Annotated in this window: 22 protein-coding genes; 13 read left to right on the top strand and 9 right to left on the bottom strand. The window is 71.6% G+C overall.

Annotated features, from left to right (window positions below):
- Positions 1-30: 30 nt before the first annotated feature.
- Complete coding sequence (locus QC818_RS13755) at positions 31-936, bottom strand: TIGR01777 family oxidoreductase (RefSeq protein WP_309653429.1); 906 nt, start codon at positions 934-936, stop codon at positions 31-33.
- A 128-nt stretch (positions 937-1,064) separates the two neighbouring features.
- On the opposite strand from QC818_RS13755, the gene QC818_RS13750 reads away from it, so the two are divergent.
- The 10 genes from QC818_RS13750 to QC818_RS13705 all read left to right on the top strand — a co-directional run bounded on the left by QC818_RS13750 (position 1,065) and on the right by QC818_RS13705 (position 10,144).
- Positions 1,065-2,108, top strand: a complete 1,044-nt coding sequence (locus tag QC818_RS13750; protein WP_309653428.1) for an NAD(P)/FAD-dependent oxidoreductase — start codon at positions 1,065-1,067, stop codon at positions 2,106-2,108.
- Positions 2,105-2,479 (top strand): sirohydrochlorin chelatase, encoded by a 375-nt coding sequence (locus QC818_RS13745; protein ID WP_309653427.1) that lies wholly within the window; start codon positions 2,105-2,107, stop codon positions 2,477-2,479. The genes QC818_RS13750 and QC818_RS13745 overlap by 4 nt, the downstream gene beginning before the upstream one ends.
- Before the next feature lie 99 nt (positions 2,480-2,578).
- Complete coding sequence (locus QC818_RS13740; RefSeq protein WP_309653426.1) at positions 2,579-3,487, top strand: MerR family transcriptional regulator; 909 nt, start codon at positions 2,579-2,581, stop codon at positions 3,485-3,487.
- A 16-nt stretch (positions 3,488-3,503) separates the two neighbouring features.
- On the top strand, positions 3,504-4,916 hold the full coding sequence (phrB, locus tag QC818_RS13735) for a deoxyribodipyrimidine photo-lyase (protein ID WP_309653425.1): 1,413 nt from the start codon (positions 3,504-3,506) through the stop codon (positions 4,914-4,916).
- A 60-nt stretch (positions 4,917-4,976) separates the two neighbouring features.
- Positions 4,977-5,417 (top strand): nuclear transport factor 2 family protein, encoded by a 441-nt coding sequence (locus tag QC818_RS13730; protein ID WP_309653424.1) that lies wholly within the window; start codon positions 4,977-4,979, stop codon positions 5,415-5,417.
- Positions 5,418-5,480: 63 nt separating this feature from the next.
- A complete protein-coding gene (locus QC818_RS13725; protein WP_374710092.1) occupies positions 5,481-6,275 on the top strand; it encodes an SDR family NAD(P)-dependent oxidoreductase in 795 nt (264 codons plus the stop codon).
- The gene (locus tag QC818_RS13720; protein ID WP_309653422.1) at positions 6,272-7,594 is read left to right on the top strand and encodes an NAD(P)/FAD-dependent oxidoreductase; all 1,323 of its coding nucleotides are present in this window, start codon (positions 6,272-6,274) and stop codon (positions 7,592-7,594) included. Before QC818_RS13725 ends, QC818_RS13720 begins: the two co-directional genes overlap by 4 nt.
- Positions 7,591-8,370, top strand: a complete 780-nt coding sequence (locus tag QC818_RS13715) for a DUF1365 domain-containing protein (protein WP_309653421.1) — start codon at positions 7,591-7,593, stop codon at positions 8,368-8,370. The genes QC818_RS13720 and QC818_RS13715 overlap by 4 nt, the downstream gene beginning before the upstream one ends.
- Positions 8,367-9,635, top strand: coding sequence for a cyclopropane-fatty-acyl-phospholipid synthase family protein (locus QC818_RS13710; protein ID WP_309653420.1), 1,269 nt, complete (start codon positions 8,367-8,369; stop codon positions 9,633-9,635). The genes QC818_RS13715 and QC818_RS13710 overlap by 4 nt, the downstream gene beginning before the upstream one ends.
- Positions 9,632-10,144, top strand: a complete 513-nt coding sequence (locus QC818_RS13705) for a DUF2878 domain-containing protein (protein WP_309653419.1) — start codon at positions 9,632-9,634, stop codon at positions 10,142-10,144. Before QC818_RS13710 ends, QC818_RS13705 begins: the two co-directional genes overlap by 4 nt.
- Here the strand turns inward: QC818_RS13705 and QC818_RS13700 are convergent.
- Entirely contained in the window at positions 10,097-11,962 is a 1,866-nt protein-coding gene (locus QC818_RS13700; RefSeq protein ID WP_309653418.1) for a putative bifunctional diguanylate cyclase/phosphodiesterase, read from the bottom strand. The two genes, QC818_RS13705 and QC818_RS13700, sit on opposite strands and share 48 nt — an antisense overlap.
- A 235-nt stretch (positions 11,963-12,197) precedes the next feature.
- Here QC818_RS13700 and fabA point away from each other — a divergent pair, with 235 nt between their 5' ends.
- Both fabA and fabB read left to right on the top strand, forming a co-directional pair.
- A complete protein-coding gene (gene fabA / locus QC818_RS13695) occupies positions 12,198-12,713 on the top strand; it encodes a 3-hydroxyacyl-[acyl-carrier-protein] dehydratase FabA (RefSeq protein WP_309653417.1) in 516 nt (171 codons plus the stop codon).
- A 13-nt stretch (positions 12,714-12,726) separates the two neighbouring features.
- On the top strand, positions 12,727-13,941 hold the full coding sequence (gene fabB / locus QC818_RS13690) for a beta-ketoacyl-ACP synthase I (protein ID WP_309653416.1): 1,215 nt from the start codon (positions 12,727-12,729) through the stop codon (positions 13,939-13,941).
- A gap of 85 nt (positions 13,942-14,026) precedes the next feature.
- On the opposite strand, the gene QC818_RS13685 is transcribed toward fabB, so the two are convergent.
- The 4 genes from QC818_RS13685 to QC818_RS13670 form a co-directional block, all read right to left on the bottom strand.
- The gene (locus QC818_RS13685; protein ID WP_309653415.1) at positions 14,027-14,791 is read right to left on the bottom strand and encodes a lysophospholipid acyltransferase family protein; all 765 of its coding nucleotides are present in this window, start codon (positions 14,789-14,791) and stop codon (positions 14,027-14,029) included.
- On the bottom strand, positions 14,788-15,681 hold the full coding sequence (locus tag QC818_RS13680; protein ID WP_309653414.1) for a sugar nucleotide-binding protein: 894 nt from the start codon (positions 15,679-15,681) through the stop codon (positions 14,788-14,790). Before QC818_RS13680 ends, QC818_RS13685 begins: the two co-directional genes overlap by 4 nt.
- A gap of 31 nt (positions 15,682-15,712) precedes the next feature.
- A complete protein-coding gene (ssb, locus tag QC818_RS13675) occupies positions 15,713-16,369 on the bottom strand; it encodes a single-stranded DNA-binding protein (protein WP_309653413.1) in 657 nt (218 codons plus the stop codon).
- Between the two features lie 219 nt (positions 16,370-16,588).
- Positions 16,589-17,962: an MFS transporter gene (locus tag QC818_RS13670; RefSeq protein WP_309653412.1), complete on the bottom strand. Its 1,374-nt coding sequence runs from the start codon at positions 17,960-17,962 to the stop codon at positions 16,589-16,591.
- A 160-nt stretch (positions 17,963-18,122) separates the two neighbouring features.
- Here QC818_RS13670 and uvrA point away from each other — a divergent pair, with 160 nt between their 5' ends.
- Complete coding sequence (uvrA, locus tag QC818_RS13665) at positions 18,123-20,972, top strand: excinuclease ABC subunit UvrA (protein WP_309653411.1); 2,850 nt, start codon at positions 18,123-18,125, stop codon at positions 20,970-20,972.
- 76 nt (positions 20,973-21,048) lie between these two features.
- On the opposite strand, the gene QC818_RS13660 is transcribed toward uvrA, so the two are convergent.
- From QC818_RS13660 to dctP, 3 genes are all read right to left on the bottom strand, one after another.
- Positions 21,049-22,332, bottom strand: coding sequence for a TRAP transporter large permease (locus tag QC818_RS13660; protein WP_309653410.1), 1,284 nt, complete (start codon positions 22,330-22,332; stop codon positions 21,049-21,051).
- Positions 22,333-22,455: 123 nt separating this feature from the next.
- Positions 22,456-22,986, bottom strand: coding sequence for a TRAP transporter small permease subunit (locus QC818_RS13655; protein ID WP_309653409.1), 531 nt, complete (start codon positions 22,984-22,986; stop codon positions 22,456-22,458).
- On the bottom strand, positions 22,986-23,996 hold the full coding sequence (gene dctP, locus QC818_RS13650; RefSeq protein ID WP_309653408.1) for a TRAP transporter substrate-binding protein DctP: 1,011 nt from the start codon (positions 23,994-23,996) through the stop codon (positions 22,986-22,988). Before dctP ends, QC818_RS13655 begins: the two co-directional genes overlap by 1 nt.
- Between the last annotated feature and the right edge of the window lie 348 nt (positions 23,997-24,344).

Raw genomic sequence — 24,344 nt, 5'->3', positions numbered from 1 at the left:
GCTCGTCGTTTCAGGGCCGTACGCGTCGGCTCAACCGAGGATATCGGCCAGCGCCTCGTCGAGGGTAGGGAAGCGGAACGCGAAGCCGGCCGCCTCCAGGCGCGCCGGGCGCATGTCGGCGCCGGTCAGCAGCAGCCGCGACATCTCGCCGAAGGCGATCTCCAGCACCTTGCCGGGCACCGGCAGCAGGGCCGGCCGGCGCAGGTGGCGCGCCAGGGTGCGGGTGAACTCGGCATTGGTCACCGGGTGCGGGGCGCTACCGTTGAAGGCGCCGTCGAGGTCGTCGCGCTCGAGCAGGAAGCGGATCATCTCCACCAGGTCCCGGCGGTGCACCCAGGGCATGTACTGGTGGCCGTCGCCGAAGCGTCCGCCCAGCCCCAGGCGGAAGGGCGGCAGCATCTTCTGCAGGGTGCCGCCGCCGGCGTCCAGCACCAGGCCGAGGCGCAGCACCGCCAGGCGGGTGCCGTGGGCCGTCACGCCGCGGGCGGCCGCCTCCCAGCGCTCGCAGAGGCGGTGGGCGAACTCGTCGTGGGGCGGCGTCTCCTCGGTCACCGGGCGCGCCCCCTGGTCGCCGTAGTAGCCCATGGCCGAGGCCGACACCATCACCCCCGGAGCCCGGCCATGGGAGGCCTCGAGCTGCTCGCAGAGCTGCACCAGCTCGCGGGTGGCATTGAGCCGGGAGTCGACCAGGCGCTCCTTCTGGGCCTCGCTCCAGCGCCGCGCGGCGATGGACTCCCCGGCCAGGTTGACCAGGGCATCCGGCGGCACGTCGACGAAGTCCAGGGCCGAGCGCCGCACGTCACAGGCCTCGGGCAGCCGGCGTCTGGCCCGCTGCGGGTCCCGGGACACCACCTGGACCCGGTGCCCGGCCTCGAGCAGCCGCGGGCACAGGGCCTGGCCGACGAAACCGCTGCCTCCGGTGATCAGTACGCGCATGCCGAACCTCCCTTCGATGATGGCCGCCGTCGCGCCGCCGCGCGGGGCGATTCACGGAGTCGTGTTATACAGCTGTTGTACACGTCTGCTAGTCTAGCGGTAAATCCCGTTCGCTGCATGAGACCGCCATGACCTCGACGACCGCCCCCCACGCCGTGATCGGCGCCGGCATCGCCGGCCTGGCCTGCGCCCGCGCCCTGGCGGACGCCGGACGCGACGTGGTCGTCCTCGACAAGGCGCGCGGCCCCGGGGGCCGGATGTCCAGCCGGCGGCTCGGGGAGACCGCGATCGAGCTGGGCGCCCAGGGCTTCCGGGCCTCGCATCCGGCCTTCCGGGCCGAGGTGGACGCCTGGCGGCGGGCGGGCGTGGCCGCGCCCTGGCCGGCGGCCCTGTGGCGGCTGGAAGACGGTCGGCCGCGCCGCCGGACCGACGGCCGCCCCCGCTTCACCGGCCGCCCGCGGATGAGCGCGGTGACGCGCCACCTGGCGACGGGCCTGGACCTGCGGCCCGGCACCCGCGTCGAGGCCCTGCGGCGCGCCGCCGAGGGCTGGCGACTGGTGGACGCCGCCGGCGAGGTCCACGGCCCCTTCGCCACGGTGGTCCTGGCCCTGCCCGCGCCCCAGGCCGGGCGCCTGGTCGCGCCCCACGACCCGGGCCTGGCGGCCGCCTGCCGCGCGGTGCCCCAGCGGGCCTGCTGGGCGGCCTGGGCGCGCCTCGAGGCGCCCCTCGCGCTGCCCGGGGCCGAGGCCGACTGGCCGCTGCTGGAGCTGGAGACGGGGCCGTTGCGGCGGGTGATCCGCCATGGCTCCAAGCCGGGCCGGGCGGCTCGGCCCGAGCTGCTGACCCTGCTGGCCGACCTCGACTGGAGCGAGCGCCACCTGGAGGCCGCCCCCGAGGCCATGGCCGACGGGCTGCTCGAGGCCCTGGCGGCGGCCCTGCCCGACGTCGCCCTGCCCCGGGTGCGAGCCCGGGGCGCCCACCGCTGGCGCTACGCCGAGCCCGCCGCGATCCCCCCGGGCGAGGACTTCCGGCTCGGCGAGCGCGGCCTGGCGCTGTGCGGCGACGGCTGGCGCGGCGCGCGCATCGAGGACGCCTGGCTGTCCGGCCACCACCTGGGCGAGGCACTGTGCCATCGCCCCCCCGAACCACTCGCGGAGATCCCAAGACCATGAGCGATGCCCTGATCCTGCTGGCCCACGGCTCCAGCGACCCCCGCTGGCGCGCCCCCTTCGAGCGCCTCGCCGAGGCCCTGGCCGAACGCCTCGCCACGCCGCTGCGCCTGGCCTACATGGAGCTCTGCGACCCATCGCTGGAGGACACCGTGGCCGAGCTGGCGGCGGCCGGCGTCGAGCGGGCCGAGATCCTGCCGCTGTTCTTCTCCGCCGGCCGCCACCTGCGCCGCGACGTCCCCGGCCAGGTGGCGGCGCTGGGCGAGGCTCACCCCGATCTCGCCCTGACCCTGCTGCCGCCGGTGGGCGAGCACCCGGCCTTCGCCGAGGCGCTGGCGACGGTGATCGCCGAGCAGGCCGGGGAGGCGCGCTGAGGCGCACGTGTTGTACATGCCGCCCCTTTTGTACAAAATTACACTCTGAGCGCCGGCATCGTCCGGCCCCGTCCCCCCACCACCGAGGCAGAGGCGCGCATGAGCGATCAGGCGAACCATCCGGCCGACACGCCGCTCTATCCGATCCGAGAGGTCTCGCGCCTGACCGGCGTCAACGCCGTGACCCTGCGCGCCTGGGAGCGACGCTACGGGCTGATCCAGCCGCGCCGCACCCCCAAGGGCCACCGCCTCTACGCCAAGGAGGACATCGCCCGGGTCGAGCGCATCCTGCAATGGCTCAATCGCGGCGTGCCGGTCAGCCAGGTCCGCGAGCTCCTCGAGCAGCCGGAGGCGGTGGAGGCGCCGCCGCCCGCCGCCGGCGACTGGCAGAGCCAGCGCCAGCAGCTGATCGCTGCGGTCGAGGCCCTGGACCTGGAGCGTCTCGAGGCGCTGTTCAACCAGGCGCTGGCGCTCTACCCGGTGACCCCCTGCCTCGAGGAGCTGTGGCAGCCGGTGATCCGCGACCTCGAGGAGCGCTGGGACGACCGCCTCGGCGCGGACCTGCAGCGGCGCACCCTGGAGGCCTTCCTGCGCACCCGCATCGGCACCCGGCTCTACCATGCCAACGCCCAGGCCGGCGGCCCCCGCCTGCTGGTGCTGCCGCTGCCCGACGACGGCCCGCTGTGGGGCCTGCTGGCCGCCCTGGCGGCGGCGGACCGGGGCTTCCGGGTGCAGTGGCTGGACGCCGCCCCGCCGCTCCAGGAGCTGCCCCTGGCCGCCGAGCGCCTGCACGCCGATGCCCTGCTGCTGACCAGCGGCAAGGCTGAGAAGGCCGACCTGGTGCGCCGCCAGCTGCCGCGCCTGGCCGAGCAGCTGGATGCGCCCCTGGCGCTGTGCGGCCCGGTGGCGCGGATCCGCCGGGGCGACCTGGAAGGCTCCGGCGTGGAGGTGCTGGGCGACGACCTGCCGAGCGCCATGACCCGCCTGCAGTCCCTGATCCCCGCCTGACGACGGGAGGCCGCCCATGACGCTGACCCTGGTATGGTTTCGCAGCGACCTGCGCGTCCACGACAACACCGCCCTGGCCGAGGCCGCCCGACGCGGCCCGGTGATTGGGGTCTTCCTGCGCTGCCTGACCACCTGGCAGGAACACGGCCACGGCGCCAACAAGCTGGACTTCTGGCGCCGCGGGGTCGAGGCCCTGTCGCACGACCTGGACGGTGTCGGCATCCCCCTGCTGCACCGCGACATCGAGCGCTTCGACGCCGCCCCGGAGACGCTGCTCGCCCTGGCCCGGGAGCTGGGCGCCGACGCCCTGGCCTTCAACCGCGAATACCCCCTGGACGAGACGCGCCGCGACGCGCGGGTGACCGCCGCCTTCGAGGCCGCCGGCCTGAAGGTGCGCGCCCACGATGATGCCGTGGCCTTCGCCCCCGGCGAGCTGCTCACCGGCAAGGGCGATCCCTACAGCGTCTTCACGCCCTTCGCGCGAGCCTGGCACCGCGCCATCACCCCGGAGCGCCTGGCCCTGCGCGAGCCCCCGGCGCCCCAGGCGCGGCCGGCCCGCGCCCCGGACCCGGTGCCGACGCTGCCGCCCCTGACGGACACCCCGGTGGCCGCCGAGCTGTGGCCCGCCGGCGAGGCGGCGGCGGCGGATCGCCTGGAGCGCTTCCTGCGCTTTCGCGGCCGCCACTACGCCGAGCAGCGCGACCTGCCGGCGGTACGCGGCACCAGCGAGCTCTCCCCCTACCTGGCGCTGGGCATGATCTCCCATCGCCAGTGCCTGCAGGCGGCGATGGCCGAGAACGGCGGCGCCCTGGCCGACGGCGACGCCGGCCTTCAGGCCTGGGTCGGCGAGCTGATCTGGCGCGAGTTCTACCAGCACGTGGCCGCGGGCTTCCCCCGGGTATGCCGCCACCGCGCCTTCCAGGCCCACACCGAGGCGCTACCCTGGCGGGACGACGAGGCCGGCTTCCGCGCCTGGTGCAAGGGGCGCACCGGCTATCCCATCGTCGATGCCGCCATGCGCCAGCTGGTCGCCACCGGCTGGATGCACAACCGCCTGCGCATGGTCACCGCCATGTTCCTCTCCAAGCACCTGCTGATCGACTGGCGCCGCGGCGAGGCCTTCTTCCTGCGCCACCTGGTCGACGGCGAGTTCGCCGCCAACAACGGCGGCTGGCAGTGGGCGGCCTCCACCGGCACCGATGCCGCGCCCTACTTCCGCATCTTCAACCCGACCACCCAGTCCCGGCGCTTCGACCCGGACGGGCGCTTCCTGGCCGAGTGGCTGCCCGAGCTGGCCGAGCTGCCGGCCAAGGCCCGCCATGCCCCCGGCCGCGACCTGCTCGGCGGCGCCGACTACCCGGCGCCCATCGTCGAGCACCGGGCCGCCCGCGCCCGGGCGCTCGACGCCTTCAAGGGGCTCGGCGCCTGAGCGAGCCCTCGCCGGCCCAAGCGGGCCGGCGCGCCTTCCCGACCCGCCACGGAGTCCGCCATGCCACGGGATCCCCAGCTGGAGGCCTTCTGCGCCTTCTACAAGAAGCTCGACAAAACCTGTACAAAAAATCTATACGAGATATATACTGAGGACGTGAGGTTCGAGGACCCGCTGCATCGGATTTCGGGCCTGCCGGCGCTCGAGGCGTATTTCGCCGCCTTGTACGAGAACGTGACGGCATGCCGCTTCGACTTCCATGACCGCCAGCGCCAGGACGATATCGCCTTCGTGACCTGGACGATGCGGCTGAGTCATCCGCGGCTGGCGCGGGGCGCGGAGGTCGCCGTGGAGGGCTGCTCGCGACTGGTCTTCGCCGCGGACGGCTCGGGCCGGGTGAGCGCGCATCGCGACTACTTCGATGCCGGCAACCTGCTCTACGAGCGCCTGCCCCTGCTGGGGCCGGTGATCCGACGGATCAAGCGACACGCGGGAGGCTGAAACCGAATCGCCGTCTCCCGCGTAATGGACGGAGGAGAGACCGCCATGTCCCAGGGAGACGCGATGACCGCAAGCGACGCGACCCAGTGCATCTGGCTGACCGGCGCCACCTCCGGCATCGGTCGGGCCCTGGCCGAGCGGCTGCTCGACCGCGGCCACCGGGTGGCGCTCAGCGCGCGCCGCTTCGAGGCCCTCGAGGCCCTGGCCGGCGATCGCGACAACGCCCTGCTGCTGCCGCTGGACGTCACCGACCGGGCGGCGGTGCTCAGCGCCGGCGATCGCCTGGCCGCCCGCTTCGGCCGCCTCGACCTGGCGATCCTCAACGCCGGGACCTGCGAATACCTGGATACCCGGCGCTTCGACAGCGCCCTCTTCGAGCGGGTCTTCGCGCCCAACCTGTTCGGCGCCCTGCACGGCATCGAGGCGGCCCTGCCGCTGCTGCGCCGGGCCCGGGCCGAGGGCCGCCGCCCCCTGCTGGCCGCCACCTCCAGCGCCGCCGCCTACCTGCCGCTGCCCCGCGCCGAGGCCTACGGCGCCTCCAAGGCCGCCCTCAGCCACCTGATGGAGTCGCTGCGGCTCGACCTGGCCGCCGAGGGCATCGACGTCAGCATCATCCACCCGGGGTTCGTGAAGACCCCGCTCACCGACCGCAACGACTTCCCCATGCCGCTGCGGGTCGATGTCGACACCGCCGCCCGGGCGATTCTCGCCGGCCTGGACGCCCATCGCCTGGATATCCACTTCCCGCGGCGCTTCACCCTGGCCCTCAAGCTGCTCGGCAGCCTGCCCCCGGGCCTGCGCTTCCGCCTCGGCCGACGCCTGGCCCGGGCCCCCGAGACCACGGAGACCCCATCATGACGCTGCCCTTCTCGCCCGACGCCCGTTCCGCCCCCCAGCGCATCGCCGTGATCGGCAGCGGCATCGCCGGCATGGCCGCCGGCTGGTACCTGTCCGGTCGCCACGAGGTCACGCTGTTCGAGGCCGACGCCCGGCTCGGCGGCCACACCGCCACCGTGGACGTCGAGCTGGAAGGTGCTGACTACGCCATCGACACCGGCTTCATCGTCTTCAACGACTGGACCTACCCGCACTTCCGCCACCTGCTGGCCGAGCTCGGCGTGGCCAGCCAGCCCACCGAGATGAGCTTCTCGGTCCACGAGACGCGCCGCGACTTCGAGTACAACGGCCACAGCCTGGCCAGCCTGTTCGCCCAGCGCTCGAACCTGCTGCGCCCCCGCTTCCACGGCCTGCTGCGCGACATCCTGCGCTTCAATCGCCAGGCCACCGAGGCGCTGGTCGCCGACCGCCTGCCCGCGTCCCAGACCCTGGGCGACTACCTGGACGCCGGCGGCTACGGCGGCGACTTCCAGCGCCGCTACCTGCTGCCCATGGGCGCGGCCATCTGGTCGGCCAGCATCGACGACCTGCGGGCCTTCCCGGCACGCTTCTTCGTGCGCTTCTTCCACCATCACGGCCTGCTGTCGATCAACGAGCGGCCCCAGTGGTACACCCTGGTGGGCGGCTCGCGGGCCTACATCCCGGCGCTCACCGCGCCCTACGCCGAGCGCCTCCGCCTGGCCACCCCGGTGGCCGGCATCCGCCGCGACGCCGAGGGGGTGCGGGTGCGCAGCGCCGCCGGCGAGGAAGGCTTCGATCAGGTGGTGCTGGCCTGCCATGCCGACCAGGCGCTGGCGCTGCTCGAGGACGCCGACCCGGCGGAACGGGCGATCCTCGGCGCGCTGCCCTACCGGGACAACGAGGTGGTCCTGCATACCGACACCCGGCTGCTGCCCCGCCGGCGCCGCGCCTGGGCGAGCTGGAACTACCGCCTCGACGAGCGCGGCGACGCGGCCCGGGTCTCGGTCACCTACAACATGAACATCCTGCAGCGCCTTCAGGCCCCGCATACCTTCTGCGTGACCCTCAACGACTCGGCGAGCATCGACCCGGCGAAGGTGCTGGGGCGCTTCACCTACGCCCACCCCCAGTTCAGCCTCGCCGGCCAGGCGGCCCAGGCTCGCCACGGCGAGATCTCCGGCCCGCATCGCCGCACCCACTTCTGCGGCGCCTACTGGCGCAACGGCTTCCACGAGGACGGCGTGTGGAGCGCCCTGCGGGTCGCCCGCGCCCTGGGCTGCGAGCCCGGCCGCGCGACCGTCGCGGAGGTGCCGGCATGATCCCGGCCCCGCGCTCGCGCATCTACCGGGGCTGGCTGCGCCACCGGCGCTTCCAGCCCCGCCACCACGCCTTCCGCTATCGGCTGTGGATGGCCTGGCTGGACCTCGACGAGCTGCCGGAGCTGTTCGACGGCGTGCCGGGCTTCAGCGCCCGCCGCCCGGCCCTGATCCGCTACCGTCGCGAGGACTACCTGGCGCCCCACGATCGGCCGCTCAAGGACGCCGTGCGCGCCGAGCTGACCCGCCTGCTGGGCGAGGCCCCCGACGGCCGGATCTGCCTGCTCACCCAGCTGCGCACCCTGGGCGTGGGCTTCAACCCCATCTCGCTGTACTACGCCTACGACGGCCGCGGCGAGCTGCGCGCCCTGCTCGGCGAGGTCGGCAACACCCCCTGGGGCGAGCGCACCACCTACGCCTGCCGGGTGGAACCTCGACGCCACGGCCACCGGGCCGAGTTCGACAAGGCCATGCACGTCTCGCCCTTCAACCCCATGGACATGCGCTATCGCTGGCGCTTCGACACCCCCGGCGAGCACCTGTCGATGCACATGGAGGCCTGGGGCGACGGCGCGCGCCGCCGCGGGGCCCGGCACTTCGACGCCACCCTCAGCCTGAGCGGGCGGCCGGCCACCCGCGGCGTCCTGCTGGCCACCCTGCTGCGCCAGCCCGCCATGGCGATCAAGACCCTGGCCGGCATCCACTTCGAGGCGCTGCGCCTGTGGGCCAAGCGCGTTCCCGTCCACGCCCATCCCCGCCACGAGGAGACATCGCCGTGAACACCCTGCGCACCGCCAATGCCCGCCCGCTGCCGGCCGAGGGCGACCGCCCGTCTCGCTGGCTGAAAGCCCGGCTGCTCGCCCGGCTCGACCGCCTGGAAGGCGGCGAGCTCACCCTGATCGAGGGCCACCAGCGCCATCGCCTGGGGCGCGGGGGGCCGCTCTCGGCCACCGTGATCATCCGCGACGCCAGGACCTGGCGCCGCCTGGCCCTGGGCGGCACCGTGGGGGTCGCCGAGGCCTACATGGACGGCGACTGGGACGTCGACGACCCGGTGGCCCTGGTACGGCTGTTCGCCGCCAACCTGGAGCGGGTCAACGGCGAGCTGGAGCGGGGCTACGCCCGCTTCGGGCGCTGGCTGCTCGACGGCCTGTACCGGCTGCAGCGCAACAGCCTCAAGGGCGCCCGACGCAACATCGCCGCCCACTACGACATCGGCAACGACCTCTTCGCCACCTTCCTGGACCGCCGTCACTGGATGTACTCCAGCGCGGTCTTCCCCCGCGCCGGCGCCAGCCTGGAGGAAGCCTCGACATACAAGCTGGACCTGATGCTCGAGCGCCTGGACGTGCGGCCCCACCACCACCTGCTGGAGATCGGCACCGGCTGGGGCGGGCTGGCCATCCATGCCGCGCGCACCCGCGGCTGCCGGGTCACCACCACCACCATCTCCGACGAGCAGTACGCCTTCGCCGCCCGGCGCCTGGCCGAGGAGGGCCTGGAGGATCGCGTCACCCTGCTCAAGCAGGACTACCGCGAGCTCCAGGGGCGCTACGACCGGCTGATCTCGGTGGAGATGATCGAGGCGGTGGGCCACCACTACCTGGACACCTATCTGGCGACCCTGGACCGGCTGCTCGCCGACGACGGCCTGGCGATGCTGCAGGCCATCACCATCCGCGACCAGCGCTTCGAGGCCGCCAAGCGGGAGATGGACTTCATCAAGCGCTACATCTTCCCCGGGGGCTTCCTGCCCTCGCACCGGGCCATCCTCGACGGCCTGGCCCGGCGGACCTCGCTGAACCTGCTGGACCTCGAGGAGATCGGCCCGCACTACGCCCGCACCCTGCGCGAGTGGCGCCACCGCTTCGAGGCGCGCCTGGATACCGTGCGCAAGCTCGGCTACGACGAGCGCTTCATCCGCATGTGGCGCTACTACCTGTGCTACTGCGAGGGCGGCTTCCTGGAGCGCAGCATCGGCACCGCCCAGCTGCTGCTGGCCAAGCCCGGCGCCCGGCCGGCGCCGCTGACGGGGGCGACGTGACGGCCGGCGCCCTGCGCCTGATCGCCAACCTGGCCGGCTTCCAGCTGGGCTGGCTGGCCTGCGTGCTGGGCGGCAGCCTGGTGGGCCTGGCGGTGGCCGGGGGGATCCTGATGGCCCACCTGCGCTGGCAGGCCCGCCCCGGGGAGTGGCGCTGGCTGGTCGGCTTCGCGGGCCTGGGGCTGACGGTGGACGGCGGCCTGGTCCTGGCCGGCGGCTTCACCTTCCCTGAGGGAGCGCAGCTGGCGCCGCTGCCGCTGTGGCTGTGGCTGCTGTGGCCGCTGTTCGCCACCCTGCTCCACCATTCCCTGGCCTGGCTGTGGCGCCGCCCCTGGCTGGCGGCGGCCGGGGGCGCCACCGGCGCCCCGCTGTCCTACTACGCCGGCGCCCGGCTGGCGGACGTGACGCTGGCTCCCTGGCTGCTGACCGCCGAGGCGCTGGTATGGGCGACGCTGTGCCTGTGGCTAAGCCATCGCCTGGGCGACCGGGCCCGCCTCCCTGGCCGCGCCTGAGGCCAGCTCGCGCCAGCGCCGCTCCAGGGCCTCCACGGTGAGCGGGCGATCGTAGAGGAAGCCCTGGACCAGCTCGCAGCCGCTGTCGCGGAGGAAGTCGCGCTGCGCCCGGGTCTCCACGCCCTCGGCCACCACCTCCAGCTCGAGCCCCCGGGCCATGGCCAGCACCGCCCCGACGATGGCGGCATCCGCGCCATCCTCGGGCAGCGAGCGCACGAAGGCGCGATCCAGCTTGAGCTTGTCCAGCGGCAGGTGCTTGAGGTAGCCCAGCGAGGAGTAGCCGGTGCCGAAGTCGTCGATGGCCACCGGGTGGCCGCGCTGGCGCAGCGCCTCGAGCCGCGGGGCCACGTCGCCGGCCCGCTCGTCGAGCAGCACCGACTCGGTGAGCTCCAGGCCGAGCAGCCTCGCCGGCACGCCGTGGCGCGCCAGGCCGGCGGCCAGGGCCGCCTCCAGGTCGCCCTGGAACAGCTGCATGGCCGAGATGTTGATCCACACCGGCACCTCGGGCATGGACTGCTGCCGCCAGTGGGTCAGCTGCGCCAGGGCCTGGTCGATCACCCAGTTGCCCAGCGACGCCATCAGGCCGTGGCGCTCCGCCAGGGGGATGAAATCGCCGGGCGAGACCATGCCGTCCCGCGGATGGCGCCAGCGCAGCAGCGCCTCGAGCCCGGCCATGGCGCCGTCGTCCAGGCGGTACTGGGGCTGGTAGTGGAGCTCCAGCTGGCCGCCGGTGGCCAGGGCGTTGCGCAGCTCGTTGACCAGCGCCAGCCGCGGGCTGTCCTGGACGTCCAGCGCCGGCCGGAAGCGCAGGCAGAGGTTGCGGCCGTTGCGCTTGGCGGCATACAGCGCCGACTCCAGGCGCTGGAACAGCACCCCCGCATCGCGGCCATCCTCCGGCGCCCGGCAGCTGCCGATGGTCACCCCCAGGCGCAGCGAGTGGCTCTCGATCTCGAAGGGCTCGCCCAGGTGCGCCTGCAGGCCGGCCACCCACTGGTCGTGGTCGTCGAAGGTGGTGGTGCGGATGACCAGGAACTCGTCGCCGCCGAGCCGCCCCACCACGCCGCCGGCCACGTGCCGCGCCAGGCGCTCGCCGACCCGCGCCAGCAGCCGGTCGCCGAGCTCGACGCCCAGGCCGTCGTTGACCTCCTTGAAGCCGTCGATGTCGATCATCGCCATGTCCAGGCTCTCGCCGGCCAGCAGGTGGCGCAGCCGCGAGCCCAGCAGGTCGCCGAGGCGGCGCCGGTTGGGCAGGCCGGTCAGCGGATCCTCGAAGCCGATGCGCCGCAGGTCGCGCTCCCTGGCCTTGCGCAGGGAGATGTCGGAGAACAGGCAGACATAGTGGCGCACCCGCCCCTCGTCGTCGGTCACCGCCTTGGCCTTGAGCCACTCGGGATACTCGTCGCCCTGCTTGCGCCGGTTCCAGATCTCCCCCTCCCAGCGGCCGGTGCTCTGCAGGGTCTGCCAGTAGCGCTCGAAGAAGGCCGTGTCGTGGCGCGGCGCGGAGAGCGAGGAAGCGTTGAGGCCCTGCACCTCCGACTGCTCGTAGCCGGTGATCTGGGTGAAGGCGGGGTTGACCACGAGGATGCGATTGGCGGCATCGGTGACGATCACCCCCTCCTCGGTCATCGCCAGCGCCTCCTGGCCGAGGCGCGCGCGCAGGTGCTCCTGGCGCACCTGGCGCCAGGCGTCCCAGACGCCCAGGCTCGCGATCAGCATGGCCGCCAGGCGCAGGGTGACGCTGGGCAGCCAGACGCTGGCGGACAGGGCCACCAGGGCGACCCACGGCAGGGGTCGGTTGAGCGTAAAGACGGGCCACATGGCATCGGCCTCGGCGCATGAAGATGAATGGGCCCCCGGGAGGGGCGAGACGACCGTGGCTGGGTATATCGGCCAGCCTGCACATAACTGTAACGCCAAGCGGCCCCGGACGGGAGCCGCGACCCCGCCCGGCGTGCATTCGACGGACGCGAACAGTAGACTAGGCAGGGCCGCCTGGGCGGCCGCATGCCGTTCGTTGACGGCAGACCACCATCTCGACACTCGGAACGATTCAGTGACCAAGCAACACTCCTTTGATCGCGAAGCACTGCTGGCATGCAGCCGTGGCGAGCTGTTCGGCCCCGGCAACGCCCAACTGCCGGCACCCAACATGCTGATGCTCGACCGCATCACGCACATCCACGAAGAGGGTGGCGACCACGGCAAGGGCGAACTGATCGCCGAGCTGGATATCCGCCCGGACCTGTGGTTCTTCGACTGCCACTTCCCCGGCGATCCGGTGATGCCGGGCTGTCTCGGCCTGGACGCCATGTGGCAGCTGGTCGGCTTCTACCTGGGCTGGCTGGGCCACCCGGGTCGCGGTCGCGCCCTGGGCTGTGGCGAGGTCAAGTTCTCCGGGCAGATCCTGCCGGATGCCGAGAAGGTCACCTATCGCATCAACATCAAGCGCATCATCACCCGGCGCCTGATCCTGGGCATGGCCGACGGCAACGTGTCCGTCGACGGCCGCGAGATCTACCAGGCCAACGACCTGCGGGTTGGCCTGTTCACCTCCACCGCGAATTTCTGAACAGGAGGCTCCCATGCGACGAGTGGTAGTCACCGGCCTGGGCATCGTGTCCTGCCTGGGCAACGACGCACAACAGGTTCTCGAGGCGCTGCGCACCGGCCGATCAGGCATTCGCTTCAAGGATGACTATGCCGAGCGCGGCTTCCGCAGCCAGGTGGCCGGCGTGGTCGACATCGACCTGGAGGCCCTGGTCGACCGCAAGCTGCGCCGCTTCATGGGCGACGCCGCGGCCTATGCCTATGTCTCCATGGCGCAGGCCATCGAGGACGCCGGGCTGACGCCGGAACAGGTCTCCAGCGAGCGCACCGGCCTGATCGCCGGCTCCGGCGGCGCCTCCAGCGCCAACCAGGTGGAGGCCGCCGACGTGATGCGCGAGAAGGGCCTGCGCCGCGTGGGCCCCTACCGGGTCACCCGCACCATGGGCAGCACCGTCTCCGCCTGCCTGGCCACCCCCTTCCAGATCAAGGGCGTGAACTACTCCATCTCCTCGGCCTGCGCCACCTCGGCGCACTGCATCGGCAGCGCCATGGAGCAGATCCAGATGGGCAAGCAGGACGTGGTCTTCGCCGGCGGCGGCGAGGAGGAGCACTGGACGCTGTCCTGCCTGTTCGACGCCATGGGCGCGCTGTCGACCCAGTACAACGAGACGCCGGACAAGGCCTCCCGCCCCTATGACGAGGGCCGCGACGGCTTCGTCATCGCCGGCGGCGGCGGCATGCTGGTGCTCGAGGACCTGGAGCACGCCCGTGCCCGCGGCGCCAAGATCTACGCCGAGCTGGTGGGCTACGGCGCCACCTCCGACGGCTACGACATGGTGGCCCCGTCCGGCGAGGGCGCGGTGCGCTGCATGCGCCAGGCGCTGGCCACGGTGGACGGCGACGTCGACTACATCAACACCCATGGCACCTCCACGCCGGTGGGGGACGTGGCCGAGCTCAAGGCGGTGCGCGAGGTGTTCGGCGACACCACTCCGGCGATGAGCTCCACCAAGTCGCTGACCGGCCACTCGCTGGGCGCCACCGGCGTGCAGGAGGCCATCTACTCGCTGCTGATGATGGAGCACGGCTTCATCGCCGCCTCCGCCAACGTGGATCAGCTCGACGAGCAGGCCGACGGCTTCGACATCGTCACCGAGACCCGCGACGCCAGTGTCGAGCGGGTGCTGTCCAACAGCTTCGGCTTCGGCGGCACCAACGCCTGCCTGGTGCTGCAGAAGTATCGCGACTGACGCGACCCGGTACCCGGCAGACGAGAGAGGCGCCCCATGGGGCGCCTCTTTTCGTGGTCCTGGTGCATCGCCGCCAGGGGCGGGCTCAGCGGGCCGCCGACTCCCGGGGGCGAGCGGCCTCCGCGGCCTCGGGACGCGGCACCTCGGAGATCTCGGCCAGCCGGGCCTCGATCCAGGCCTCGGTCTCGGCGAGCACCTCCTCGGGGCTGCGACCGACGGTGTCGATGGGCTCGCCCACCTCCAGCACCAGCCGGCCCGGACGCTTGACCCAGTGGCGGCCCGGCCAGCGTTCGCCGGCATTGTGGGCCACCGGCACCACCGGCATCCCGGCGCGGCAGGCGATCACCGCGCCGCTCTTGTTGTAGCGGCGACGCTGCCCCGGCGCCACCCGGGTCCCCTCGGGGAAGATCAGCACCGACAGCCCCTCTTCCAGGCGCCGCTTGCCCTGGGTGAGCACCTGCTTCATGGCCCGGGCCGGCCTGGAGCGATCCAGGGCGATGGGGTGCAGCAGGCGCAGCCCCCAGCCGAAGATCGGGATGCTCAGCAGCTCCTTCTTGAGCACCGTGCACACCGGCGGCTTGAGCAGCTGCAGGTAGACGGTCTCCCATTCGCACTGGTGATTGGCGAGCAGCACGCAGGGCCCGTCGGGCAGGCGCTCGCGCCCGCGGATCTCGTAGCGCACGCCACAGACCAGCCGGAACCAGGCGATGATGAAGTGGTTGTAGAGATTGAGCAGCCGGTAGCGCGAGCGCAGGGGCAGCAGCGGCGCCGGCGGCAGGAAGAGCACGCCGCACACCAGCATGGCCAGGAAGTAGCCGGCATAGAAGACGAGGCTGCGCAGGACGTTCATGTGGCCGGCCCCTCGCCGGCGACGCCGGCGTCATCGTCCCGGGCCAGGCACCAGGCATCCAGCATCCGCCCCACCTCGAGGCGCCAGGGCTTCTGGTGCACGCCGAAGACGTCCAGCACCCGCCGGCAGTTGAGGACCCGGCGCAGCGGCTGGTCGTGATGGTGGCTGAGCGCCTTGGCGCCGCCCAGGACCACCTCCTCGCCGCGCCCCTCCAGCCGGGTGGCCAGCTGGGTGCGCACCATGGACACGAAGGTGTAGGCGCTGACCGGCTCGGTGCCGGCCAGGTGGTAGCTGCCCCAGGCGTCGGCGCCGCAGCCCTGCTGCTGGAGCATGCCGATCAGCGCCATGGCCACGGCATCGGCGGAGGTGGGACAGAAGACCACGTCCGCCTCGGCGCGCAGGTCGCCGCCGTCGACCAGGGTGTCGAGCAGCTCGCCCAGCCAGGCATGGCTGCCCTCCAGGGCGAACAGCGGGCCCAGCCGCACGATCAGGTGGCGAGGCAGCTCGGCGCGGACCCGGTCGCCGGTGGCCACCAGGCGGCGCAGGCCATCGTCCCGCGGTTCGGGGATGACGTGCTCGTCGATGGGGCTCTCGAAGCCGTCCTCGTAGAGCTGGTCGGAGACGCACCAGGCCAGGGGCACGCCCTCCGCCCGGCAGGCCGCCATGCAGGCTTCCACCGCCTCGGCATGGGCGGTGACGGCGGCCGGGTCGGCGGCGAGCGGCCAGGACAGGGGCGGAATGACCAGCGCATCGGGCCGTACCTCGGCCAGGCGCGCCGGGCTCAGCGCCAGCCCGGGCTCGATGACCAGCTCCACGTCACTGCGGCGGTTGGCCTCCCGCGCCAGGGCGAGGCTCAGGCAGTGTCCGGCATCCAGGATCAGCAGCTTCACGGCGATTCCTCGCGACGGGCCGGTGGCCGATTCAGAACGGGATCTCGTCGTCGAAGTCGTCGAAGCTGCCCGGATCCGGCGCCCCGAAGTTGCCGCCCTGCTGCTGGCCGCCGCCCTGGTTGGGCGCGGGCTGAGGCGCCGGGCGCGGCTGGCCGCCACCCTGCTGCGGGCCGCCGAAGCCGCCGCCCTGCTGGGGCTGGCCGCCCTGGGGCTGACCATAGTTGCCGCCCTGCTGCGGACCGCCGAAACCGCCGCCCTGGGGCTGGCCACCGAAGCCGCCACCCTGCTGCTGGCCACCGAAGTTGCCGCCCTGCTGCTGGCCGCCGAAGCCGCCGCCCATGTCGCCGCCGCCGCGGGAGTCGAGCATCTGCATGTCGTTGGCGACGATCTCGGTGGTGTACTTGTCCTGGCCGTTCTGGTCCTGCCACTTGCGGGTCTGCAGGCGGCCCTCGACGTAGACCCGCGAGCCCTTGCGCAGGTACTGCTGGGAGATCTCGGCCAGCTTGTTGAACATCACCACCCGGTGCCACTCGGTGCGCTCCTGGCGCTGGCCGCTCTGTCGGTCGGTCCAGGTGTCGGTGGTCGCCAGGTTGAGGTTGGCCACCGCGGTGCCCGAGGGAGTGAAGCGCACCTCGGGATCCTGGCCGAGGTTGCCGATGAGAATGACCTTGTTGACGCCACGGGCCATGGTTGACTCCTTGATCGTGAGAGGGGCCGGCGGGCGGGGCAGCCTGGCAAGGCCTGCGCCCGGGCCCGGCGCGCCCGGATAACGGTGTAGGGTTGTGCGCCGGGTCGCCCCGACGCCCGGAATCCCGCCACTATACGCGAGATCCCGTCGTCTCGTCGCCGACTCGCCCCGGGGCGAGTGTGGCATGCCCGGCGCACGACGGCACGCCGGGCCGTCGGCTCAGCGCGAGCCGGTCAGCCGCGACAGCGCCTCGCTGTCGAGCCGCTCGCGGTCGACCTTGAGATAGGCCAGGCGCTCCTCCGGCACCACCATCACGTCCTCGACGCCGGCCACGGCGGCGAAGCGCGCCATCAGGGTGTCCAGGGCATCGTCCCGCTGGTCCTCGGCGAGGGGGACCACCTCGCTGGACAGGTGGCGGGGCGGGGTCATGCCGAGCATCAGCGCGAACCAGGCCAGTCCCAGGACGGCGGCGCCGAAGAAGACCGCGGACAGCCCGAGGTGTTGGGACAGGGCGCCCCCCAGCACGCCGCCGAGGAAGGCGCCGAGGAACTGGCTGGTGGAATAGAGCCCCATGGCGGTGCCCTTGGCCCCGGCCGGCGCCAGCTTGCTGATCATCGACGGCAGCGTCGCTTCGAGCAGGTTGAAGGCGGTGAAGAAGGCGAACAGCCAGGCCATCAGCGGCGCCAGCCCCGCCCCGGTGGCACCCAGCCCGACCAGGCTGACGACGATCGCGGCGATGGCCCCGAGGCACATCAGCTTCATCCGGCGGCGCTTCTCGGCGACGATCACCAGCGGCACCATGGCCAGGAAGGACAGCCCCATCACCGCCAGGTAGACCAGGCCGTGGCGCGCCTCGGCGATGCCCGCGTCGACCAGGCGGAAGGGCACGGCGGTGAAGATCGCCATCAGGATCAGGTGCAGGCCGAAGATCGAGGCGTCCAGCCGCCACAGGTCCATGCGCCCCAGGATCGCCCTGAGCTGGCCGCGATCCAGGCCGACGTCGCGATGGCCGCGCCGCCGGGGGGCCGGCGGCACCAGCTTCCACAGCACGACCAGCCCCACGCCGGCCAGGGCGGCGGTGAACCAGAACACGCCGGACAGCCCGAGGCTCGCCGAGACCAGCGGCCCCAGCACCATGGCCACGGCGAAGGCCACGCCGATCGACAACCCGATGGTGGCCATGGCGGCGGTGCGCACCTGCTCGCGTGTCTGATCGGCCAGCAGCGCCATGATCGCGGCCGCCACGGCGCCGCTGCCCTGCAGGCAGCGGCCCAGGATCACCCCGCCGATGCTGTCGGCCTGGGCCGCCACCACGCTGCCGGCCAGGAACAGCGCGAGCCCGCCGGCGATCACCGGCTTGCGGCCGATGCGATCGGAGACCAGCCCGAAGGGGATCTGCAGGGCGGCCTGGGTCAGGCCGTAGATCCCCAGCGCCAGCCCCACCAGCAGCGGCGTGGTGCCGGCGAGGTGATCGGCCTGGAGGGCCAGCACGGGCAACACCATGAACAGCCCGAGCATGCGGGTGGCGTAGAGCCCCGCCAGGCCGACGATGGCCCGCCGCTCGGACGCTAACAGCAATCTGGCCTTGGACATAACGCTTCCGGAAGTCGCAGGAAGGGGCATGCGCCCCGAGGTGGACCGCACATTCTAGCGCCTCGCGCTGTCACAGGAAACGCCGCGCCCGGCGCGACTTTTGCCGGGGCCGCGCCCGGGCTCGTATAATCGCGTTTTTGCCGCGGCCCGCGAGGTGGGAATGGACAGGATTCTGGTCAGGGGTGCCCGCACCCACAACCTCAAGCAGATCGACGTCGAACTGCCCCGGGACAGGCTGATCGTGGTCACCGGCCTGTCGGGCTCGGGCAAGTCCTCGCTGGCCTTCGACACCCTCTACGCCGAGGGCCAGCGGCGCTATGTGGAGTCGCTGTCCACCTATGCCCGGCAGTTCCTGTCGATGATGGAGAAGCCCGACGTGGACCACATCGAGGGCCTGTCGCCGGCGATCTCCATCGAGCAGAAGTCCACCTCCCACAACCCCCGCTCCACCGTCGGCACCATCACCGAGATCTACGACTACTTGCGCCTGCTCTACGCCCGGGCCGGCACCCCGCGTTGCCCCGAGCACGGCGAGGACCTCGAGGCGCAGACCATCTCGCAGATGGTCGACCAGGTGCTGGCCCTGCCCGAGGGCAGCAAGCTGATGCTGCTGGCCCCGGTGGTCAAGGGACGCAAGGGCGAGCACCTGCAGCTGCTGGCCGAGCTGCGCGCCCAGGGCTTCGTGCGCGCCATGGTCGACGGCCAGGTGCTGGAGCTCGACGACATCGCCCCGCTGGACAAGAACCGTAAGCACGACATCAGCGTGGTGGTGGACCGCATCAAGGTCCGCGAGGGCCTGGCCCAGCGCCTGGCGGAGTCCTTCGAGACCGCCCTGGGCCTGGCCGACGGCACCGCGGTGATCCACTTCATGGACGGCGAGGCCGAGGACCTCGCCTTCTCGTCGCGCTTCGCCTGCCCGGTGTGCGGCTACTCCATCGCCGAGCTCGAGCCGCGGATGTTCTCCTTCAACAACCCCGCCGGCGCCTGCGGCACCTGCGACGGCCTGGGCGTCCAGCAGTACTTCGACCCGGACAAGCTGATCAGCCATCCCGAGCTGTCCCTGGCCGAGGGGGTGATCAAGGGCTGGGACCGGCGCAGCGTCTACTACTTCAACCAGCTGCGGGCGGTGGCGGAGCACTACCGCTTCACCCTGGAGACCCCCTGGCAGGACCTGGCCCGCCACGAGCGCGACATCATCCTGCACGGCAGCGGCGACGACGCCATCGCCTTCGCCTACGTCAACGACCGCGGCCGCAAGGTGACCCGCGAGCATCCCTTCGAAGGCGTGCTGCCCAACATGCAGCGGCGCTACCGGGAGACCGAGTCCAGCTCGGTGCGCGAGGAGCTGGCCCGCCACATCGCCGTCCAGCCCTGCCCGACCTGCCAGGGCTCGCGGCTGCGCAAGGAGTCGCGGCACGTCTATATCGACGACCGCACCCTGCCCGAGGTGGTGCACCTGCCGATCGGCGAGGGACTGGCCTACTTCCGGGCCCTGACGCTGCCCGGTCGCAAGGGCGAGATCGCCGAGAAGATCCTCAACGAGATTCGCGCGCGCCTCGAGTTCCTGGTCAACGTCGGGCTCGACTACCTCAACCTGGAGCGCAGCGCCGAGACCCTGTCCGGCGGCGAGGCCCAGCGCATCCGCCTGGCCAGCCAGATCGGCGCCGGCCTGGTGGGGGTGATGTACATCCTCGACGAGCCCTCCATCGGCCTGCACCAGCGCGACAACGACCGCCTGCTCAAGACCCTCGAGCACCTGCGCGACCTGGGCAACACCGTGATCGTGGTGGAACACGACGAGGACGCCATCCGCGCCGCCGACCACGTGCTGGACATCGGCCCCGGGGCCGGGGTCCACGGCGGCCGGGTGGTGGCCCAGGGCCCCCCCGCGCAGATCATGGCCACGCCGGACTCGCTGACCGGCCAGTACCTGGCCGGCGAGCGGCGCATCGAGGTACCGCCCTGGCGGATCCCCGGCAACCCGGAGAAGCAGGTGGTGCTCTCCGGCGCCCGGGGCAACAACCTCCAGGACGTCACCCTGACCCTGCCGCTGGGCCTCTTCGTGTGCGTCACCGGGGTCTCCGGCTCGGGCAAGTCGACGCTGATCAACGCGACCCTGATGCCGATCGCCGCCCGCGAGCTCAACCGCGCCACCGCGCTGAGCCCGGCGGCCCACGACGACATCGAGGGCCTCGAGCACCTGGACAAGGTGATCGACATCGACCAGAGCCCCATCGGCCGCACCCCGCGCTCCAATCCGGCCACCTACACCGGCATCTTCACGCCGATCCGCGAGCTGTTCGCCGGCACCCAGGAGGCGCGCTCCCGGGGCTACAAGCCGGGGCGCTTCTCGTTCAACGTCAAGGGCGGACGCTGCGAAGCCTGCCAGGGCGAGGGCATGATCAAGGTGGAGATGCACTTCCTGCCGGACATCTACGTGCCCTGCGACGTCTGCAAGGGCAAGCGCTACAACCGCGAGACCCTGGAGGTGCAGTACAAGGGCAAGGGCATCGACGAGGTGCTGGAGATGACCGTCGAGGAGGCGCTCGAGTTCTTCGCCCCGGTGCCGGCCATCGCCCGGCGCCTGCAGACCCTGATGGACGTGGGGCTGTCCTACATCCGCCTGGGCCAGAGCGCCACCACCCTGTCCGGGGGCGAGGCCCAACGGGTCAAGCTGGCCCGCGAGCTGGCCAAGCGCGACACCGGCAAGACCCTCTACATCCTCGACGAGCCCACCACCGGTCTGCACTTCGAGGACATCCGCCAGCTGCTGACCGTGCTGCACCGGCTGCGCGACCACGGCAACACCATCGTGGTCATCGAGCACAACCTGGACGTGATCAAGACCGCCGACTGGCTGATCGACCTGGGCCCGGAGGGCGGCTCCGGGGGCGGGCGGATCATCGCCGAGGGCACCCCGGAGCAGGTCGCCCGCCAGGAGGACTCCCATACCGGGCGCTTCCTCAAGCCGCTGCTCGAGCGCCAGGCCCATCCCGCCGAGCCGGCCTAGCCGCCGCCTCGCCCGCGCATGACGATGCCGCCGCCCCGAGGGGCGGCGGCGTCGTTGCGGCAGGGCGAAGGCGACCCTAGAACAGCTGGCCGGGCAGCCAGAGGGCGATCTGGGGGAAGGCCACGATCAGGCCCAGGCCGATCACCTGCAGCACCACGAAGGGCAGCGCCGAACGGTAGATGTCGACGATGGTGATGTGCGAGGGCGCCACCGAGCGCATGTAGAAGAGGTTGTAGCCGAACGGCGGCGTCAGGTAGGCCGACTGCATGCTGAGGATGAACAGCACCGCGAACCAGGTGGTGTCGAAGCCTAGCTCGCTGACGATCGGCACGTAGAGCGGCACGGTGATGAAGATGATCGCGAAGTCGTCGAGGAACATGCCCAGCAGGAAGTAGCTGACCAGCATCACGATGATCACCGCATAGGGCGACAGCGCATAGTCCTCGATCAGGTCGCTGACCACCATGCCGGCGCCCAGGCCCACATAGATCTTGCTGAAGAAGACCGCGGCGATGGCGATCCACAGCAGCATGCCGGTGATCTTGGTGGTGGAGAGCATCGCGTAGCGCAGCAGCTTCCAGTTGGCCCGGCCGCGCAGGGCGGCGATCAGCAGCGCGCCGGCGGCGCCGATGGCCGAGGCCTCCGAGGGCGAGGTGATCCCGCCGATGATGCAGCCCAGCACGGTGACCACCAGGATGCCCGGGGCGATGATGTAACGCAGCGCCTTGAGCCGGTCGACCAGGCCGTAGCGCTCCTCGGGCGGCGCGGGCGGCCCCATCTCGGGGCGGAAGCGGCAGCGCACCAGGATATAGAGGATGTAGATGCCGGCCAGCATCAGCCCCGGCACCAGGCCCGCGGCGAACAGCTTGCCGACGGAGTCCCGGGACAGGAAGGCGTAGATGATCATCAGCACGCTGGGCGGGATCAGGAAGCCCAGCGCCCCGCCGGCCATGATGGTGCCGGTCACCAGGCGCTTGTCGTAGCCGCGCTTGAGCATCGCCGGCAGGGCGATGATCCCCAGGCTGACCGTGGCCGCGCCGGAGACCCCGGCCATGGCGGCGATCAGCGCGCACACCAGCACCGTGCCGACGCCCAGGCCGCCGGGCACCCCGCCCATCAGCTTGTGGATCATCTCGAAGAGGTCGTCGGTGATGCCGGAGCGCTCCAGCACCAGACCCATGAAGATGAACAGCGGCAGGGACACCAGCAAGAAGTTGTCCATGGCGCCGTAGGCCGACGCCAGCAGCAGGTCGAGCCCGCCGGGCCCGAACATCAGGTAGGCGCTGCCCATGCCCGAGATCATCAGGGCGAAGGTCAGGGGCGCGCCCATGGCCATCAGCACCAGCATGGAGGCGAACATGATGGCGGTTATCGTCAGAGGCTCCAATCCAGCCATAAGGGGAAACCTTGTCGGGACATGTCTCGCATGTCGTGGGTAGCGGCGCCGGCCCGCGCCCGGCGGGCGCGACGCCGTCGGGGCGGGTCAGTGGTCGTCGCGCGGATCCTGGTAGGCGACGCCGAACAGCCGCAGCAGGGCGCGCACCAGCTCCGCCAGGGTCTGCAGCATCAGCAGGCCCACCCCGAGGGGAATGGTCGACTTGATGGGATAGAGGGGCGGCTGCCAGACGCTCATGTTGGAGAACTCCCCGGTACGCCAGGACTCGTAGGCGAAGTCCACCGCCAGGCGGAAGAACACCGCCAGCACCACCAGCGCCAGGCCGTACACCACCAGGTCGCAGAAGGCCTTGAGGCGGGGCGGCATCAGCCCGTAGATCACCTCGCTGCGCACATGGCCGTGATGGCGCAGCGTGTAGCTGCCGGCCAGGATGCACAGGGCGCCGTAGAACATGGTGGACAGCTCGTGCCCCCAGATGGTGGGCGAGTTCAGGAAGTAGCGGGAGACGATCTCGAACAGCAGCACGCCGATCAGCGCCAGCGTCAGCCAGGAGACGACCCGCCCGACCGCGTCGGACAGGCCATCCTGGGCCACCAGATAGCGGCTCACCTTGTTCACTACAGACGCCCCTGTTCCTTGGCATTCTCGACCAGGATCTCGATGGCCCGGGCGTTACGCTCGGACTTGTCGGCCTCCTCCTGCCAGACGACCTGGGCCGCCTCGGTCAGGCGCCGGGAATCCTCCTCGGGCAGCGAGGCGAACTCGAACATCTCGCCCTCCTCGATGATCCGCTGGTTGCCCTCCTCGAGCCAGGCGTGGATATCGCGGGCGTACTGGTCCACGGCGTCGCGCAGGATGTCGCGGTGCTCTTCGGACAGCCCCTCCCAGGTGGACTCGTTGACGATGGCGGTCTCGGTCCAGCCGGGATTGAGCATGTTCAGGAAGGTGTAGTGGTCGGCGGCCTCGTTGAGCTTGAGCTGCTCGTACTCCACGGGCCCGCCGTAGATGGCGCCGTCGATCACCCCGGTGGACAGCCCGACGTAGAGCTCCTGGGCGGGCAGGTAGACGGTGGGGATGTCGAAGGCCTGCAGCACCCGGGCCATCTGACCGGTGGCGCGGATCTTCATCGACTGCAGGTCCTCCAGGCTGGAGACCGGCTCCTTGGTCAGCAGGTCGTAGTTGCTGCCGTAGCCATGGCCGAGCAGCACCACATCCTTCTCGGCGTAGGCGTCTTCGAGCAGCTCGTTGAGCCCCTGGTCCTCGAAGATGGCCCGTGCCTCCTCGGTGCTGGTCCAGGCCCCCGGCAGGCCGGCCTCGATGTTGCCCAGGTCGACCTGACCCGGCCAGTAGCTGCCGACGCCGTAGGCGACGTCGATGGAGCCGCGGGACACAGCATCGACGAACTGGTCGCTGTCCACCAGCTCGCCGCCACGGAAGTAGTGGATGCGCAGTTCGCCGTCGCTGGCTTCGCGCACCTGGTCCTGCATCTTCTCGGCTATCTCGTCCATCTCGGTGCCGTAGAAGGTGTGGAAGCGAATCCGGGTGGTGTCGGCCAGGGTCGCGGAACTGGCGACCAGCGCGGCCAGGGAGGCGAACACGGCGGCCTTGGAGGGAGACATCATCTTCATGGAAACCTCACGTCATGCACTTTGTAGGTTGTATTTGCACACGCAACATCTCGGTGCCACTCGACCCTGCATGCGATACACGGCCGGCGAGCGGTCCCGGAGGGGTGCCGCCCGACCGATACGTTGAGTAAATCACACGGATGTTCATCATTCCATGATTTAGCGTAGAACTTTGGTTGATTTTCGATTTTTTGTTTGTTTGTCGACTAAGGGTTGCGCCAGGTCAAGTGGGTGAGGGGCGAGGTGCAAGGTGCAAGGCGCGAGGGGCGAGGGGCGAGGGGCGAGGGGCGAGGGGCGAGGGGCGAGGGGCATACGAGCCTGTGCCGCAGATGACAGGCTGCAAGGGCT

This window comes from Halomonas koreensis, assembly GCF_031451675.1.
GTDB lineage: Bacteria > Pseudomonadota > Gammaproteobacteria > Pseudomonadales > Halomonadaceae > Halomonas > Halomonas koreensis.
This window is presented reverse-complemented; position numbering and strand designations above follow the sequence as displayed.